At 72.2% G+C, this 16,516-nt stretch carries 13 protein-coding genes; 9 read left to right on the forward strand and 4 right to left on the reverse strand.

Translation table 11 applies throughout. The features are described 5' to 3' along the window. Nucleotides 1-143: 143 nt before the first annotated feature. Both ABD743_RS01480 and ABD743_RS01485 read right to left on the reverse strand, forming a co-directional pair. The gene (locus tag ABD743_RS01480; protein ID WP_344717952.1) at nucleotides 144-1,526 is read right to left on the reverse strand and encodes an FAD-binding oxidoreductase; all 1,383 of its coding nucleotides are present in this window, start codon (nucleotides 1,524-1,526) and stop codon (nucleotides 144-146) included. A 189-nt stretch (nucleotides 1,527-1,715) separates the two neighbouring features. After that, nucleotides 1,716-2,066, reverse strand: coding sequence for a GrpB family protein (locus ABD743_RS01485; RefSeq protein ID WP_344717953.1), 351 nt, complete (start codon nucleotides 2,064-2,066; stop codon nucleotides 1,716-1,718). A gap of 131 nt (nucleotides 2,067-2,197) precedes the next feature. Here ABD743_RS01485 and ABD743_RS01490 point away from each other — a divergent pair, with 131 nt between their 5' ends. The 6 genes from ABD743_RS01490 (at nucleotide 2,198) to ABD743_RS01515 (ending at nucleotide 8,754) form a co-directional block, all read left to right on the forward strand. After that, nucleotides 2,198-2,824 (forward strand): hypothetical protein, encoded by a 627-nt coding sequence (locus tag ABD743_RS01490; RefSeq protein ID WP_344717955.1) that lies wholly within the window; start codon nucleotides 2,198-2,200, stop codon nucleotides 2,822-2,824. 134 nt (nucleotides 2,825-2,958) lie between these two features. Continuing rightward, on the forward strand, nucleotides 2,959-3,363 hold the full coding sequence (locus ABD743_RS01495) for a YccF domain-containing protein (protein WP_344717957.1): 405 nt from the start codon (nucleotides 2,959-2,961) through the stop codon (nucleotides 3,361-3,363). A gap of 56 nt (nucleotides 3,364-3,419) precedes the next feature. Further along, nucleotides 3,420-4,862, forward strand: coding sequence for an aldehyde dehydrogenase family protein (locus ABD743_RS01500; RefSeq protein WP_344717958.1), 1,443 nt, complete (start codon nucleotides 3,420-3,422; stop codon nucleotides 4,860-4,862). 57 nt (nucleotides 4,863-4,919) lie between these two features. Then, the gene (gene xylB / locus ABD743_RS01505; RefSeq protein WP_344717959.1) at nucleotides 4,920-6,434 is read left to right on the forward strand and encodes a xylulokinase; all 1,515 of its coding nucleotides are present in this window, start codon (nucleotides 4,920-4,922) and stop codon (nucleotides 6,432-6,434) included. 28 nt (nucleotides 6,435-6,462) lie between these two features. Beyond that, nucleotides 6,463-7,188: a ribose-5-phosphate isomerase RpiA gene (gene rpiA / locus ABD743_RS01510; RefSeq protein ID WP_344717960.1), complete on the forward strand. Its 726-nt coding sequence runs from the start codon at nucleotides 6,463-6,465 to the stop codon at nucleotides 7,186-7,188. A gap of 261 nt (nucleotides 7,189-7,449) precedes the next feature. After that, on the forward strand, nucleotides 7,450-8,754 hold the full coding sequence (locus tag ABD743_RS01515) for an MFS transporter (protein ID WP_344718767.1): 1,305 nt from the start codon (nucleotides 7,450-7,452) through the stop codon (nucleotides 8,752-8,754). Here ABD743_RS01515 and ABD743_RS01520 read toward each other — a convergent pair. After that, a complete protein-coding gene (locus ABD743_RS01520) occupies nucleotides 8,711-9,484 on the reverse strand; it encodes an MgtC/SapB family protein (RefSeq protein ID WP_344717961.1) in 774 nt (257 codons plus the stop codon). The two genes, ABD743_RS01515 and ABD743_RS01520, sit on opposite strands and share 44 nt — an antisense overlap. Before the next feature lie 288 nt (nucleotides 9,485-9,772). On the opposite strand from ABD743_RS01520, the gene ABD743_RS01525 reads away from it, so the two are divergent. The 3 genes from ABD743_RS01525 to ABD743_RS01535 are packed head-to-tail and all read left to right on the forward strand — an operon-like array spanning nucleotide 9,773 to nucleotide 13,320. Beyond that, nucleotides 9,773-9,982 carry a heavy-metal-associated domain-containing protein gene (locus ABD743_RS01525; protein WP_344717962.1) on the forward strand — a complete coding sequence of 70 codons (210 nt, stop codon included), beginning with the start codon at nucleotides 9,773-9,775 and terminating at the stop codon, nucleotides 9,980-9,982. A 57-nt stretch (nucleotides 9,983-10,039) separates the two neighbouring features. After that, nucleotides 10,040-11,017 (forward strand): hypothetical protein, encoded by a 978-nt coding sequence (locus ABD743_RS01530; protein WP_344717963.1) that lies wholly within the window; start codon nucleotides 10,040-10,042, stop codon nucleotides 11,015-11,017. Beyond that, nucleotides 11,017-13,320 carry a heavy metal translocating P-type ATPase gene (locus ABD743_RS01535; protein WP_344717964.1) on the forward strand — a complete coding sequence of 768 codons (2,304 nt, stop codon included), beginning with the start codon at nucleotides 11,017-11,019 and terminating at the stop codon, nucleotides 13,318-13,320. The genes ABD743_RS01530 and ABD743_RS01535 overlap by 1 nt, the downstream gene beginning before the upstream one ends. Before the next feature lie 33 nt (nucleotides 13,321-13,353). On the opposite strand, the gene ABD743_RS01540 is transcribed toward ABD743_RS01535, so the two are convergent. Then, a complete protein-coding gene (locus ABD743_RS01540; protein ID WP_344717966.1) occupies nucleotides 13,354-16,485 on the reverse strand; it encodes an AfsR/SARP family transcriptional regulator in 3,132 nt (1,043 codons plus the stop codon). Nucleotides 16,486-16,516: the final 31 nt, after the last annotated feature.

The raw sequence follows: 16,516 nt of genomic DNA on the forward strand, positions 1-16,516 counted from the left end.
CCCTCTGACCGCCACGGAAAGCCACCCTCTCCGGCTTCGCCGGAACATCGGACGGAGCCCGCTCCCCAGCCCGCTCCGTCCGCCACAGGGCGACTCCCCAGTCACCCGTGGTCGTATCGATGGCCGCCGCGGGCGGCCGGGTCTCAGGCGGCGGCCGGAACGTGGTGGTTGGCGAGCATGAGCCCGTCCGGATCCACCCGCCGCCGAATCCGCTGCAGCCGCTCGTAGGCCTCGGGGGCGAACCCGAGAGCCGCGTCCACCGGTCTCTCGGCGAAGTTGAGGTAATGCCCGCGGCTCCAGGGCGCCATCGCGTTCTCCACGCGTTCCGCGTCCCGTTCGCCGATCCTCACGGCCGCCGGCTCGGCGACCAGGGCACAGGCGAACATGGCGAACTCCCCGTGGAGCATCGCCAGCGCCCCGGCACCGGGGTGGGGCCTGCCACACGCGCCACCGAGCTGGCGCAGCTCCGCCACGGCGAGGCTCGAACCGGAGTCCGGTCCGGCGGCCTCGACGAACGCGTCCACGCCCGCTGCCGGCAACGAACCGAGCATGCTCGCGGAGGCCACCGCGGGCGTGGGGCCCTCGGGGTCACCGTGCAGGCGGCCCAGGTCACGGGCCGGCATCCGTCCGAAGGTGTCGATCTCGGGTCCGAGCTCCCGCAACGGGGCGAGGATCTTCTCCGCGGCCTCGTCATCGGCCAGGACGGCACCGTCGATCATTGCGACCTGGCGCCCCCGCAGCGGCGGCGGCACCACCTCGATCGAGGGAAGCTGCAAGATCCGGCAGGACGTCGACACCTCGTCGGGTGCCTCGGTCGTCCACTGCGTCCACCGGGCGAACACCCGGCTCGCGTCCCGCCAGTCCCACACGAGCGCCCCGCCGTAGACCGACGTCACCGGGTAGAGCGCGAACTCCAGAGCGGTGACGACCCCGAAGTTGCCGCCCCCGCCACGCAGCGCCCAGAAGAGCTCCGGGTCGGAGTCGGCGTCGACCCGCGCGAGCTCACCGTCGGGAAGCACCAACTCCACGGCCAGCAGGCTGTTGCACTGCATCCCGAACCGGCGGGCGAGCCACCCGATGCCTCCGCCCAGCGAGAACCCGGCCACCCCGACGTCCGGGGACGACCCGTGCAGCGCCACGAGCCCGGCCGGGGCAACCGCGACGCCGACGTCGCCCCACAGCACGCCGCTGCCGACTCGCGCCCGCCGCCGTTGCGGATCGACCGTGACCTCACCGAGCAACGACGTGCGTAGCAGTACCGCGTCCTCGAGCCCCTCCAGCGGTCCGGCGTTGTGGCCGGTGGACTGGGGCGCGACCCGCAGGCCGGCCCGCGCGGCCGCACGGACCACAGCAGCCACCTCATCCGCTGTACGCGGCTGCGCGACCGCAGCCGGCCACTGCTGCACCATGAGTTGCCATGGGTGCCGGGCGCCCTCGTAACCGGGGTCCTCGGCCAGGTGGACCGTGGCGCAGGCCGCACGCAATTCGTCGAGACCGCGGTACACGCCGATCGGGTTGCTCGTCACGCCCTGCCACACGACGCACGGGCACAAGCGGTTCACAGCGCCGCGCGTTGCGTCCGGCGCCGATTTCTCCTAGTCCTTGAGCTGCAGAGACGCATTACGGCATGACCGGTATCACATTTCGCGGTCGACGCCGGAATGATCACTGTGCGTAGCTAAGTACGGCTGCCGAGGCCCCTGATCGTTCCGAGATCAGGGTTTCCGCCTTCCCGAGGGCTGATCGGCAGATCTCGCAGCGATCACCTCGCGGACGAAGCGCTCCTTGCCCGCGGTGTAGGCAGCGAGCGGAACGATCTCGTCGGCGACATCGAGGGTGGCGACCTGCGCCTGCAGATCGATGATCGGCTTCGCGGCCAGCCCTGGCACGGAGGTCGAACCGACGTGCTCGACCGCCGCTGTGAGCCAGGGTGCGAGCAGCTCCTGCAGAAAATCGCGTTCCCGGAGACCCCGGCCTGCCCATGCCGGGTCGTGGTCGACGACCTCGACACGCTCGGTGGCCCAGACCGGCCATGCCGCCCTCTGCACTCGGTCCGGTTCAGGCATTCGGTGACCTTATCGACGAAAACTCTGCACCGACCCCAACGAATGCCGCTGCGACGAGTGTGGGATCTCGGGGTTGTGATCGGGGCCGTCCCGGAGGTCTCGGACTCTCGGGATGCTTAGCGTTCGGGGCCATGATTACAGCACCGTTTGTCACAGTTCCCACGCAGGCTCGGACGGTACAGGGCGTCTGCCTCATCCTCGGCCCCGTCCTCAACGCGGCAGCGACGTTCCTCTGGACGGACGGGCGGCACGGCGTCGTGGGCGGCGCGTTGGTGGCGTGGTCGTGCGTGCTGTGGCTCCCGGGCCTGCTCGGCTTGTGGGAGATCGTCCGCTCGAGCAGGCCCGTGCTCGGGTCGGTCGGTGCCGCGCTGGCGGTGATCGGCTCGTTCGGCGGCATCGCGTTCGGGCTGCAGGGGTTCTACGAAGGCGCGTTCGGGCTGGACAAGCAGCAGAGCCTCGACGCCCTCGCCGCGTACCCGCTGACGTCGCAACTGGTGCTGTGGCTACCGGGGCCGATGTTCCCGCTGATGCTCGTACTCCTGGCTGTCGCCCTCGCCCGGACGCGGAGCGCGCCCATGTGGATGTGGGCCGTGCTCGGCATCGGCGGCGTCCTGTGGCCCGTGAGCCGGATTCCTCGGATCGAGGCGATCGCCCATGTCGCGGACCTCGCGGTGCTCGTCCCGTCCGTGGGCCTCGGCGCGATGCTCATCGCGAGCGCGCTGCCGCTGCGCCCGGCCCGGTCGGCGGCCTCGGCATAGTTGCTGCGGAGTGACCCGACGGTGAGATGTACCCGGGTGGCGGCGTCCGAGCAGGGCTTTCACAACTTCGGAACAGCGACAGAGCGCCCCAACAGGTGCACTCTGGACGGGACAGCCTCGACAGGAGAACCGTAATGCGGACCGTACTCAACGTGATCTGGCTCATCCTCTGCGGCGTCTGGCTCGCCATCGGCTACGTGCTCGCCGGAATCATCTGCTGTCTGCTGATCGTGACGATTCCGTTCGGGCTGGCCGCGTTCCGAATGGCCGACTTCGCGCTGTGGCCCTTCGGCAGAAGTCTCGTCAAGCGCGCGGACGCGGGCGCGCCGTCCACCATCGGCAACATCATCTGGATAATCTTCGCCGGATGGTGGCTCGCGCTGGCGCACCTCACCACGGCCATCGCGCTGGCCATCACGATCATCGGGATCCCGCTGGCGTTGGCGAACCTGAAGCTGATTCCCGTCTCGCTCGTCCCGCTCGGCAGGGTCATCGTGGACAACGACGACGCGCAGGCCCGGTACCCGACCGTGTACTGAGTACGTGGGTAACTGAGCACGTGGGTACTTGTCGCCGAGCGAGGAGCTGATCTGGCGTGGAGCACGTCGCCCGTGGCCGGAACTACATCGACGGCCGCTGGGAGGAGGGCGACGGCACGGCTCTGGAGGTACGCGACCCCGCCACGGGGGACGTCGTCGCCCTCGTGCCCGACTCCACCGAGCAGGACGTCGACCGAGCCGTCAGCGCCGCGAGGCGCGCGTGGAACAGCTGGCGCTGGGTCAACCCGACGGTCCGGGCCGGCTACCTGCACGCCGCGGGCGACGCTCTCGCCGCTGCGAAGGTACAGGTGGCGGCGGCCATCACCCGGGAGATGGGCAAGCCGATCCCCGAGGCCACCGGCGAGGTGGAGAAGCTCGCGAAGACCTTCCACTTCTACGCCGAGGAGGCCACGCGGATCACCGGCGCCACCCTGCCCAACGAGGAGGACGGGTTCACCAGCCTGGTCGAGAAGGAGCCGATCGGGGTCGTCGCGGCCATCACGCCGTGGAACTACCCGGTGGAGCTCATCGGCTGGAAGCTGTGCGCAGCGCTCGCCGCGGGCTGCACGATCGTGGTGAAGCCATCGGAGTACACGCCGTCGGCGGCGATCGAGGTGTTCCGCTGTCTGGAGGCGGTGGAGCTGCCCGCCGGTGTGGCCAACCTCGTCACGGGCGCCGGCGCGACCGGACGGGCGCTCGTGGCCCACCCGGCGATCAGCAAGGTGGCCTTCACCGGTTCCGCAGCCACGGGGGAAGCGATCTTCAAGACCGTCTCCGGGGTGAAGCCGCTGTCCATGGAGCTGGGCGGCAACTGCCCGCTCATCGTCACGGCGCGGGCCGACATCGACCAGGCGGTCGCCGGGGCGCTGCGGCGTTCCTTCCGCAACGCCGGACAGATCTGCATCGCCATCAACCGCGCCTACGTACACGCCGACCTGTACGAGGAGTTCGTGCAGCGGCTCGCCAAGGCTGCAGAGGGCCTGGTGGTCGGCGACGGTCTGCGCGAGGACGACGTCGACGTCGGCCCCGTCACCAACGTCGAGATCCTCGAGAGGTGCGAGCGGCACGTCGCCGACGCCCGGTCGAAGGGAGCCCGGGTGCTGGTCGGCGGTGCCCGTCCCGGCGACCGGCCCGTCGGCAACTACTACCTGCCGACCGTGCTGGCCGACTGCACGCAGGACATGCAGGTGATGCACGAGGAGACCTTCGGCCCGGTCATCGGGGTGAGCCCGTACGACGACCTCGAATCCGCGATCGAGCTGGCCAACAGCACCCCCGCCGGTCTCGCGGCCTACGTCTACTCCGAGGACCTGAGCGAGGTGTTCGCCCTCGGCCGCCGCCTGGACTTCGGCAGCGTCGCGGTGAACAACGTCGACGCGGGCACGATCAACGCCCCCTACGGCGGGCGCAAGGGCAGTGGCTTCGGCTACGAGCACGGCCGGGAGGGCATGGAGGGATACCTCCAGATGAAGCACGTGCGGGTTCGTCACCGCAGCTGACACCCACCGGACGCCGGGAGCGGCTCGACGGCGAGCCGCCGGACCAGGGAGAGACGCATGACGACGTGTTTCATCGGGATCGATCTCGGAACGTCCGCCTGCAAGGTGCTCGCCCTCGACGCTAGCGGGCAGGTCCTCGCCACCAGCGTGCGCGACTACCCGGTCGTGACGACCCGGCCCGGATGGGCGGAGCAGGACCCCGCGCTGTGGTGGCGGGCCACCGACGACGCGGTCCAGGAGCTGATGGGTCGGCTGCCGGCCGGTGCCTCCGTGCGCGGGTTCGGCCTGAGCGGACAGATGCACGGCCTCACCGCGCTCGACGAGGAGCGTCAGGTGATCCGCTCGGCCATCCTGTGGAACGACCAGCGGGCGGCGCCGCAGTGCGCGGAGATCACCGAGCGGGCGGGCGGTTTGCCGGGACTGCTGGACCTGGTGCAGAACCGCATGTTGCCGGGGTTCACCGCCGGCAAGATCCTCTGGCTCCGCCAGCACGAGCCCACGTCGTTCAAGGGCATGCGGCACCTGCTCAACCCCAAGGACTTCATCCGCCTGCAGATGACCGGTGAGCTCGCCACGGAGGTCTCGGACGCGTCGGGCACCGGCCTGTTCGACGTCCGCGAGCGCCGCTGGTGCAGCGACCTGTTGCGGTTGCTGGACATCCCGGAGGACCTCATGCCGCCGGTCGTCGAGTCGCCCGAGGCGACCGGCACGCTGTTGCCCGAGGTGGCGCGGCGCTGGGGCCTGCCCGCGTCGACGCCGGTGTTCGGCGGGGGCGGGGACGCGGTGATCCAGACCACCTCGATGGGAATCATCGACGACGGCGCCATCGGCATCACGCTCGGCACGGCGGGCATCGTGGCGGGCGCGAGCGGCTCCTGCCCCGATGACGTCGACGGCACGTTGCAGATCTCCTGCGGGAACGCGCCGGACCGCTGGCACGTGATGGGCGTGTCCCTGGTGGCAGGCGGCGCCTTCCAGTGGCTGCGGGACATGCTGCGGACGCTGGTCGGGCCGCAGCTGCAGTACGGCAGCCTCGTGGAGCTGGCCCGCCAGGCACCACCTGGGTCCGAGGACCTGCTCTTCCTCCCCTACCTGCTCGGCGAGCGCTGCCCGCACGTGGCGCCCGACGCGCGCGGCAGCTGGGTGGGCCTCACCCCGATGCACTCGGCCGCCCACCTCTCCCGCAGCGTGCTGGAAGGGGTGCTGCTCAACCTGCGCCAGATCGTGGAGGTGTGCGAATCCACGGGCCTGGACTGCACGCAGGTGCGGGTGTCGGGTGGGGCCACCGTCGAGCCGTTGTGGCTGCAGATGCTGTCCGACGTGCTGAACCGGGAGGTCGTCACGGTCACCGGTGCGGCCGAGGGCGGCGCGTACGGAGCCGCGCTGGTCGCCGGGGTCGGCACGGGTGACCTCGGAACGCTCGCCGACGCAGCGGGTCTCGTCCGGGAGACCTCCCGCTTCACCCCCGACGCCGGCAACGCCGAGGTCTACGAGCGGTTGTTCACCGTGCACCGCGGCCTCTACGGCACCTTGGAACCCACCTTCGCCCTGCTCGCGGACGCACAGCGATGACCGGCGCAGCGATGACGGCAGTGCGGCGATGACGGCAGTGCGGCCACGCACCGAGCAGGACCGGGCCAAGGTCGCTGCCGGTGTGCACGCCCTGGACACCCAGGTCCGCAACGGGATGCTCCTCGGACTCGGCTCCGGAACGACCTCCCACTGGTTCGTGCGCTCGCTCGCCGAACGCGTGCGGGAGGGCCTGGAGGTGGTGGGGGTCCCCACCTCGACCGCGACCAGGGACCTCGCGCTGGAGCTCGGCATCCGCCTCGCGGACCTGAACGACGTCCCCGAGCTCGACCTCACGATCGACGGCCCCGACGAGATCGACGGTGCCGGCAACATGATCAAGGGCGGCGGGGCCTGTCTGCTCTGGGAGAAGGTGGTGGCGCGGGCCTCGCACCGGATGGTGACCGTCCTCGACGACACCAAGATCGTCGCCACGCTGGGTCGGTTCCCGCTGCCGGTGGAGGTCGTGCCGTTCGGCTGGGTCTCCACGCGCCATCACCTGGCCCGGCTCTTCGCCGACGCCGGCCTCGGCCAGGTGCGGATCACGAACCGGATGCGGGACGGCGAGCTGCTGGTGACCGACAGCGGCCACTACATCCTCGACGCCCATCTCGAGGCGATTCCCGACGTCGCCGGGCTCGCTGCCGTCCTCAACGACATCCCGGGGGTGGTCGAGCACGGCCTCTTCGTGGGTGTCGCGGACGCGATGGTGGTGGGTCACCCCGACGGGAGCGCGGAGGTCCGGACCTTCCGATAGCCGCACCCGAGCCTGCACGCCCCGGTCCGGCCGGGGTGCGAAGGCTCACGGCGTGACGCCATCCATATTGTGGAACTGTGGGTGCAATGTACGGTCATTACCGGTGATCGTCGCTGCGGCCGCAAGGGAGCCATCGTGTGGATGTCGGTCCTCACCAGGGAGCCGGCCCGCCCGGCCGGGTTGCGCGACCGGCCGAACGCCTGGCTGCTCGCCGTGGGCACCGTCTGCTTCGGCGCGTTCATGGGCTAGCTCGACGCGAGCATCGTCACCCTCACCTACGGATCCCTCGGTGCCGAGTTCGACTCCTCGCTCGCCGGGGTCCAATGGGTCTCCCTCTCCTACCTGCTGACGCTGGCCGCGCTGCTGATCCCGGTGGGACGGCTGGCCGACGCCTACGGGCGCAAGCTGCTCTACCTCTACGGCTTCGTGGTCTTCACGGTCGCCTCCCTGGCCTGCGCGCTGGCGCCGGACCTGGGTTGGCTGATCGTGTTCCGCGTCGTGCAGGGCGTCGGGGCGGCCCTCCTGCAGGCCAACAGCGTCGCGCTGATCACCACGAGTGCTCCCCCGCACCGGCGGCGGGCAGGGCTGGGTATCCAGGCAGCCGCTCAGGCCCTCGGCCTCGCGCTCGGCCCGACGATCGGCGCACTGCTCGTCTCCAGCCTCGGCTGGCGGTGGGTGTTCGGCATCAACGTGCCGATCGGGGTGCTGGGTGTGGCCGCGGGAGTGTTCCTGCTCCCTCGCACGCACGAGCGGACCAGCGCCACCCGCTGGGACGTGACCGGCCTCGCGCTGATGGTCACCGCCACCACCGCCGGCCTGCTCGGCCTCTCCACGCTGTCGGGTCTCGCCCTGCCGGACGGGGCGCCGGCTTGCCTGTTCGCGGTTGCGGCGGGTGCGGTGATCGGCATCCTCGCCCGGCGGGGACGGTCGAAGGCGCCTCTGGTCGACCCCCTGCTCCTGCGATCGCGCACGGTCGGGGCCGGACTGGTCGGAGCGCTGGGCGGCTACCTGATCCTGTTCGGCCCGCTCGTCCTCATCCCCGTCGCGCTCACCTCGGCCGGGGTCTCGGAACTGCGGGCCGGGCTCGTACTGACCGCACTTCCGGCCGGTTTCGCGCTGGCCGCCACCACCGGCGAACGACTACTCCCGGCTGCCTGGAGCGACCGGCAACGGTGCCTTCTCGGCGCCCTGCTCATCGTCGCGGCGACCGGCCTGCTCGCCGCCGTGCCCTTCACCGAGGAGTGGCTCGCACCGCTGCTGGCCGTGCTCGGCATCGCGCTCGGAATCTTCACCCCCGCGAACAACAGCGTCGTCATGGGCTTCGTCCCGACCCGAACGGCCGGCACGGGCGGCGGGCTCGTCAACATGGCCCGCAGCCTCGGCACGGCACTCGGCGTCGCGTGCGTGACGCTCGCACTGCACGCGCGGCCCGCCGACGGCGCGTTCAGCGGTCCGCGCACGGCGCTGCTCACGCTGACGGCGGTCGCGCTGGTCCTCCTGGTCTCCGCCCGACTGATCCCCCTCACGACTCCGTCTCGGGACCGAGATCGCTCGCAGCCACACTGAGCACGCCGTAGAGGTTGTTGAGGTCCGAGATGAGCTCCTGGTGGTCGAGCGATCCCCTGAGCTCGAGCATCACCGACACCGGCCGGACGCCGGGCACGTGACGCGGACCGGCGCCGCCGTCGACGAGGGCGTCGACCGGCGACTGTTCGACGCGGCGTGTCGTCAGCTCCACGACGGTCCATCCGCGCTTGGTACAGGTGCTCACGATCTCCCGGAGCAGGCCGCGTCCGTCCTCGTACGTCACCTGGACGAAGCGGCTCAGCTGCCGCCCGTCCGGCAGCCAGGAGGTCAGCCACGGGAACGCGAAGACGACGATGAAGTAGCCGATGGTCGCCGCCACCGCCAGCACCGGCAGGCCCGCGCCCGCGGCCATGCCGACAGCGGTGGTCACCCAGACGGCCGCGGCGGTCGTCAGGCCGCGCACAGCGTCACGGCGCACAAAGATCAGCCCGGCGCCGATGAACCCGATACCGGACACGATCTGCGCTGCGACGCGGGACGGGTCGAGGACGACGTGGTCGCCCAGGACGTCGGTGAAGCCGTACTTGGAGACGAGCATCATCAGAGCTGAGGCGAACCCGATCAGGGTGTGCGTCCGTAGGCCGGCGCTCTTGTTGCGCAGCTCCCGTTCCAGCCCGATCGCCGCCGACAGCACGAGCGCGATCGCGAGCTCCAGGATCTGCGTCCAGCCCTGTCCGGTCGGCTCCCCGAGTTGTAGTGCGAGGCCCACGCCCACCCCTCCCATTCGTCGTCGTGTTCAGCGGCAGTACCCCGCACGACGCGATGTAAGTGAAGGGGTCGTGCTCCGCCGACGACGACGCCGGGGGGAGCAGCGGCACGACAGCTGCGCCGACCGCGGAACACGCCCGTCCGTGACGAGCAGCCGACCACAATACGCCGCGTTAACGCGGGGCCTCCGCGCGACCTGTTGCGTCGATACCCCCCAGGGGTGTAAACATCAGGTACGGATACGGCACCCCCCTAGGGTATCCAGAACTACCGGAGAGGCAGCAGCACGATGAGCACGAGCACCTACACGGTCGTCGGGATGACCTGCGCGCACTGCGTCGCATCGGTGAGCGAGGAGATCGGCGAGATCAGCGGCGTCCGTGACGTCGCGGTCGACCTGCCCACCGGCGCCGTCACCGTCACGAGCGACAACCCCGTCGACGACGCGGACGTGCGCGCCGCGGTCGAGGAGGCCGGCTACCAGCTCGCGGCTTCGTAGGCCGCCATCCACCGCCCGGCCTCCGACGACGGGGCCGGGCCCGAGCAAGGACGGCAGATGAACACTGCAGCGAGACTCTCCGTCTACGGCGCGGTGCTCGCCCTGCTCACCGCAGGCGCGTACGTCACCGGATCCGCTGTCGGTCCCCTCTCCTCCGCCGCTCCCGCCGTCACCATCGGTGCGGAGCACGCGGAGACGTCCGGCGCCGAGGACGCCGGCCACGGGGACAACCACAGCGGCGCTGTCACGGAGGTCGTCGACCAGCCTGCGGGGCTGGCGTCGAGCAGGGGCGGCTACACCCTCACGCCCACCACACCGACGCTCACCGCGGGAACCCCCACCGACTTCGCGTTCCGCATCACCGGCCCCGACGGCTCCCCGGTCACCGCGTTCGACGAGGAGCACACCAAGCGGCTGCACCTGATCGTCGTGCGCCGCGACACCACCGCCTACCAGCACCTGCACCCCGCGATGGACGCCGACGGGACGTGGCGGACATCGCTGACCGTGCCCGCAGGCGGCAGCTACCGGGCCTTCGCCGACTTCGTCCCCACCGGAGGTTCACCCACGACTCTCGGCGTCGACCTCTCGGCGGCCGGCGACTACGCACCCGCCACGCACCCGACGAGCACCACTGCGCAGGTCGACGGTTACGAGGTCCGCCTCGACGGCAACCTCGCCGCGGGCCAGGCCTCGCCTCTCACCCTCACGGTCACCCGCGACGGTGTCCCCGTCACCGACCTGGAGTCCTATCTCGGCGCCTACGGGCATCTCGTCGCGCTCCGCGCGGGCGACCTCGCCTATCTCCACGTTCACCCCGACGGGAGCTCCACACCGGGGCCACAGATCCGGTTCATCGCCGAGGTCCCGTCGGCGGCGACCTACCGGCTGTTCCTGGACTTCCGGCACGCCGGAGTCGTGCGTACCGCCGAGTTCACCCTGCCCACTGCCACCGCCGGTGGTGCACCCGCGCAACCCGCCGGGATCACCGAGCAGCCGGGACACGGGCACGACGCACAGAACGGACACCGGTGATGACCACCACAGCCGCACAGGCCACCGGGGCGACGAGCGCGCCGGCCGGGCAGGAGGTCGAGCTCGTCATCGGCGGGATGACCTGCGCTTCGTGCGCCAACCGCATCGAGCGCAAGCTCAACAAGCTCGACGGCGTGACCGCCACGGTGAACTACGCCACCGAGAAGGCGAAGGTCGTCGCGCCCGGCGGGGTCGACCCGGCGGAGCTCGTGGCCGCGGTCGAAGCCGCCGGCTACACCGCGCTGTTGCCCCGCCCGGCGTCCGACGAGCCCGGTGCCGGGAGCGCCGACGACGAGCCGGACGACACCCGGGCCCTGCGGCAGCGCCTCATCGGGTCCACGGTGCTCTCGGTCCCGGTGATCGCACTCGCGATGATCCCCGCCCTGCAGTTCACCTACTGGCAGTGGATCTCACTGGCGCTCGCCGGGCCGGTGGTCGTGTGGGCGGCGTGGCCGTTCCACCGCGCGGCCTGGGCGAACCTGCGCCACGGCGCGGCCACGATGGACACCCTCATCTCGCTGGGCACCCTCGCGGCGTTCGCCTGGTCGCTGTACGCGCTGCTCTGGGGCACCGCGGGGCTGCCCGGCATGACCCACCCGTTCGAGCTGACGGTCGGGCGCAGCGACGGCGCCGGCAACATCTACTTCGAGGTCGCCGCAGGGGTCACCACCTTCATCCTCGCCGGCCGCTACTTCGAGGCCCGCTCGAAGCGCCTGGCCGGGGCCGCGCTGCGGGCGCTCCTCGAGCTCGGCGCGAAGGACGCCGCCGTCCTGCGCCGACGTGGCGACGTCGACGCGGAGGAGCGGATCCCGATCACGCAGCTCGTCGTCGGCGACCGGTTCGTCGTGCGGCCCGGGGAGAAGTTCGCCACCGACGGAATCGTCCTCGACGGCGCCTCCGCGGTCGACGCCTCGATGCTCACCGGCGAGTCGGTCCCGGTCGAGGTGCGCCCCGGCGACCCGGTCGTCGGCGCCACCGTGAACGCCGGTGGACGGCTCGTGGTCCGTGCCACCCGCGTCGGGGCCGACACCCAGCTGTCGCAGATGGCGAAGCTGGTCGAGGACGCCCAGACCGGCAAGGCGCAGGTTCAGCGGCTCGCCGACGCGATCTCCGGGATCTTCGTGCCGGTCGTCATCGCGCTGGCCGTGATCACGCTCGGGTTCTGGCTCGGTACCGGAGCGGGGGCCGCCACAGCGCTCACCGCCGCCGTCGCGGTGCTGATCATCGCCTGCCCGTGTGCACTGGGCCTCGCCACGCCGACCGCGCTGCTCGTGGGGACCGGCCGCGGTGCGCAGCTCGGCATCCTCATCAAGGGCCCCGAGGTGCTCGAGTCCACGCGCCGCGTCGACACCGTGGTGCTCGACAAGACCGGCACCGTCACCACCGGCCGGATGGGTCTGCTCGCCGTGCACCCCGCCACCGGCACCGACGAGCAGACGGTGCTCCGGCTCGCCGGAGCCCTGGAGAACGCCTCGGAGCACCCGATCGCCGCGGCGATCACGAACGCCGCTCGTGAGCAGGTCGGCGACCTGCCCGACGTGACGGAGTTCTCCAATCACGAGGGTCTCGGAGTTCAGGGGATCGTCGACGGGCACGCCGTGCTCGTCGGCCGGCCCGCGCTGCTCGAACAGTGGAGCGTGCCCCTGACCGGAGAGCTCGCCGCCGCCGAGGAGGCCGCGGCCGCGCAGGGCCGCACCGCGGTGGCGGTGGCGTGGGACGGCGAGGCCCGTGCGGTGCTCGTTGTCGCCGACGCGGTGAAGCCCACCTCGGCCGAGGCGATCGCGCAGCTTCGTGGGCTCGGACTGACGCCGGTGCTCCTCACGGGCGACAACCGCGCGGTCGCGGAGTCCGTCGCACGGGAGGTCGGGATCGACGTCGGTCCGGAGACGGTGATCGCCGGCGTGCTGCCGGCCGACAAGCTCGGAGTCATCGAGGAGCTGCAGCGGCGCGGCCGGGTCGTCGCCATGGTCGGCGACGGCGTGAACGACGCGGCCGCCCTCACCCGCGCCGACCTGGGCCTCGCCATGGGCACGGGAACGGACGTCGCCATCGAGGCGGCGGACATCACCCTCGTGCGCGGTGACCTCCGTGCCGCCGCCGACGCCATCAGGCTCTCCCGCCGCACGTTCGGCACGATCAAGGGAAACCTGTTCTGGGCGTTCGCCTACAACCTGGCCGCCCTGCCCCTCGCCGCCACCGGCCTGCTCAACCCGATGCTCGCCGGGGCCGCGATGGCGTTCAGTTCGGTGTCCGTCGTGGGGAACAGCCTGCGGCTGCGCCGGTTCCGCAGCCACGCAGGCTGAGCACCGACCGCGTGCGGCCGGCCGGTTCGGGTCCTATGACCACCCGAGCCGGTCGGCCGCCGCGAGCTCGGCGGTGAGCAGCGCGGTCGCGGCCGGGCGGTCGAGGGCGCGGCCCTGCTCGTAGCGGCCGGTGAACCGGCCGCCGAGGGCGCGGCGCAGCTGCGCCGTCAGCCGGGCCACGTCCGGATGGTGGGCATCGGCCGCGCCACGCACCGCGTGCCCGGCGCCGAGCACCACCGCAGCGGCGTCGGAAGCACCCTGGCAGGCCCGCAGCGAGGCGATCGTGGCGGCGACGATCCCGAGCAGCGTGGCGTCGGCGGTGGCCTCGGCCCCGGCGAGGGCGGCGTGCAGGTCGTTGCGGGCGCCCGCGACGTCACCGCGGGCCAGGGACAGCTGCGCGAGGCACGACCGGTACTTCACCCGGAACTGCCGGTCGCTCTCACCGCCCGCGGCGTGCAGCGCATGGTCGTACTCACGGGCTGCCGCGACGAGGTCGCCGTCCTGACGGTCCATGTCGCCGAGCCGCATCCGCGCCAGCGCGAGGTGGTGGGCAGCGGGGTGACCCGCGATCACGGTGCGCAGCTCGGCCCGGGCACTGGCGGTGTCGCCGCCGTAGATGTACGCGGTGGCCAGCCACACGCGCTGGTGGTCGTCGTTGCCGAGTTCGGCGGCCGGCACGCGGGCGTCGAGCAGAGCAGCGAGTGCCCCGTCCCGATCGCCGAGCACGAGTTGCACGGCTCCCAGGTAGGTCAGGGACACGGCGCTGCCCCAGCGCTCGCCGAGGGCGCGGAACTCGCCGGCAGCCGCCGTCAGGTCCCGGCGGGCCCCGGACAGATCGCCGTGGCCGCCCCGCAGCAGCGCCCGCACCAGCCAGAACATGCCCTTCCCGAACCGGGCGGCCCCGGGCGGTGGCTCGGTCTCCAGGAGACCGCCTGTGGCGTCGCCCGACAACGTCGCCAGCAGTGGACCGATCACCAATGCCGAGGGGTGACCGCTCCCGGCCGCTGCCCGGAACCTGTCCAGTTCCACCGCGTCCTCGACCGCGTCACCCGAGAGCACGGTGTTGATGAGGTAGGCGGCCACGGCGGGAGCGCGGATCGTGACCGGTGTCGTGGTGGGCACCGCGAGTGCCTCGCGCAGCAGCCGCGCCGCCTGGGCGTGGTCGCCCTGGAGGGTGAGGAAGAACGACAGTGCGGCCGCCAGCCGCACCGCGGTGTCGTCGTCGCCTGCGGAGCACGCCTGCCGTAGGGCACCCAGGAGGTTCTCCCGCTCGGCGGTCAGTGCGGGGATCCACCGGAGCTGCTCGGGTCCGCGCAGATCGGGCATGGCGGTCTCGGCGAGCTCGAGGAAGTGACGTGCGTGCGCCGCCCTGGCCCGGCCGACGCCACCGCTCGCGGTCAGGCGCCGGAGGCCGTACTCCCGGATCGTCTCGAGCATCCGGTAGCGCACGCCGGGCCCGGCCATCCGGTGCAGCAGCGACTTGTCCACCAGCGCCCCGAGAGTCGGCGCCACGGGAACCCCGGACGGGCCGACACGCTCCGCGGCGGCAGGGGTGATCGTGCCGGGGAAGACGGACAACGCCTCCGCGAGGCGTCGCTCGTCCTCGGTCAGCAGCTCCCAGCTCCAGCCGATCACGGCGGCCAGGGTGCGGTGGCGGGGCAGGGCGGTGCGGCTGCCGCCGGTGAGGAGCTGGAAGCGGTCGTCGAGCATCGTGGCGAGGTGCTCGACCGGGACCGAGCGCGCTCGCGCCGCCGCGAGCTCGATCGCGAGCGGCAGCCCGTCCATGCGCCGGCAGACGTCGGCGGCGGCACTCGTGTTCTCCGCAGTGAGCGTGAAAGCGGGATCCGCGGCCGCCGCCCGCTCCGCGAAGAGCCGGACGGCGGGGCTCTCGCGGGTCTCCTCGACGCTCGCGGTGGGGGCCGCGAGCGGCAGTGGGGGGACCGGGACGAGCGCCTCTGCCGTGATGCCGAGCGGTTCGCGGCTGGTGGCGAGCACGGAGAGCGCGGGGCACCTGCCGAGCAGCTCCTCGCAGACCGCGGCCGCAGTGTCGAGGAGGTGCTCGCAGTTGTCCAGCACCAGCAGCGTGGGGGCGGGCGAGACAGCGTCGACGAGGCGGTCGATCGGGTGGCCCGCGGCGGAGCCGGTGCCCTGGCTGCCGAACGCGTCAAGCGCGGCCTGCGCGACGCCGGCAGGATCCGTCACGGCGGCGAGCTCGACCAGCCATGCTCCCCCGCTCAGCCCGCCCGCCATGTCCCCCGCGACGGTCGTCGCGAGGCGCGTCTTGCCGGCACCACCCGGCCCGGTCAGGGTGACGAGCCTGCTCGCGCCCAGGCGGCGTGCGACCAGTGCGCGTTCCTCCTGCCGTCCGACGAACGTGGTCAGTGCCGTGCGGAGGTTGCCCCGCCGGTGCCGTGCGCCGTGGGGTTCCTCCGCGCGCAGCACCGCGAGATGGGCCGCACGCAGCTGCGGTGACGGATCGGCTCCCAGCCCGTCCGCGAGCGCGGAGCGCAGCTGTGCATAGCGCTCCAGTGCCTCGGCTGATCGGCCGTCCGCGTGCAGGGCGCGCAGGAGCAACGCCTGGGCCCGCTCCCGTCTCGGGTGTGCGGTGGTCAGCGCGGTGAGCTCCGCAACGAGGACGGCCGGCTGGGCGCCGCCGAGCAACTCCGCCTGCGCCCGGTCCTCCGTCGCGGCGAGCCGCAGCTCGTCGAGCCGGGCGATGTCGGCCGCGGCGAACGGCTCGTCCGCGACGTCCGCCAGCGCCGCGCCCCGCCAGAGCGCGAGGGCCTCCCCCAGAACGCTTCGAGCCGTGTGGGCGTCCGACTCCTGCAGGGCGGCGCGCCCGGCGCGGGCGAGCCGCTCGAAGCGCACGGCGTCCACCGCCTCGGGCGGCAGCTCGAGCCGGTAGCCACCCGCGACCGAGCACACCTGCCCGTCGACGGGGAGCGCTCGGCGCAGCCGCGACACCAGCGAGTGCAGGGCGTGTATCTGGCGTGGTCCTGCCCCGGGCTCCTCCGGCCAGAGAGCCTCGACGAGCGCGGCCACCGGCACGGTTCGCCCGGCGTCGATCGCGAGCCGGATGAGCAGGGTGCGCAGCCGGGCGCCGCCCAGGGCGACGTCAGCGCCGCCGACCCGGACCTCCAGCGGCCCGAGGATGCCCACCTGCACCCGATCACTGTGCCAGCATCCGATCGATTCC

It is taken from the genome of Pseudonocardia yunnanensis (assembly GCF_039534065.1).
Taxonomy (GTDB): Bacteria; Actinomycetota; Actinomycetes; order Mycobacteriales; family Pseudonocardiaceae; genus Pseudonocardia; species Pseudonocardia yunnanensis.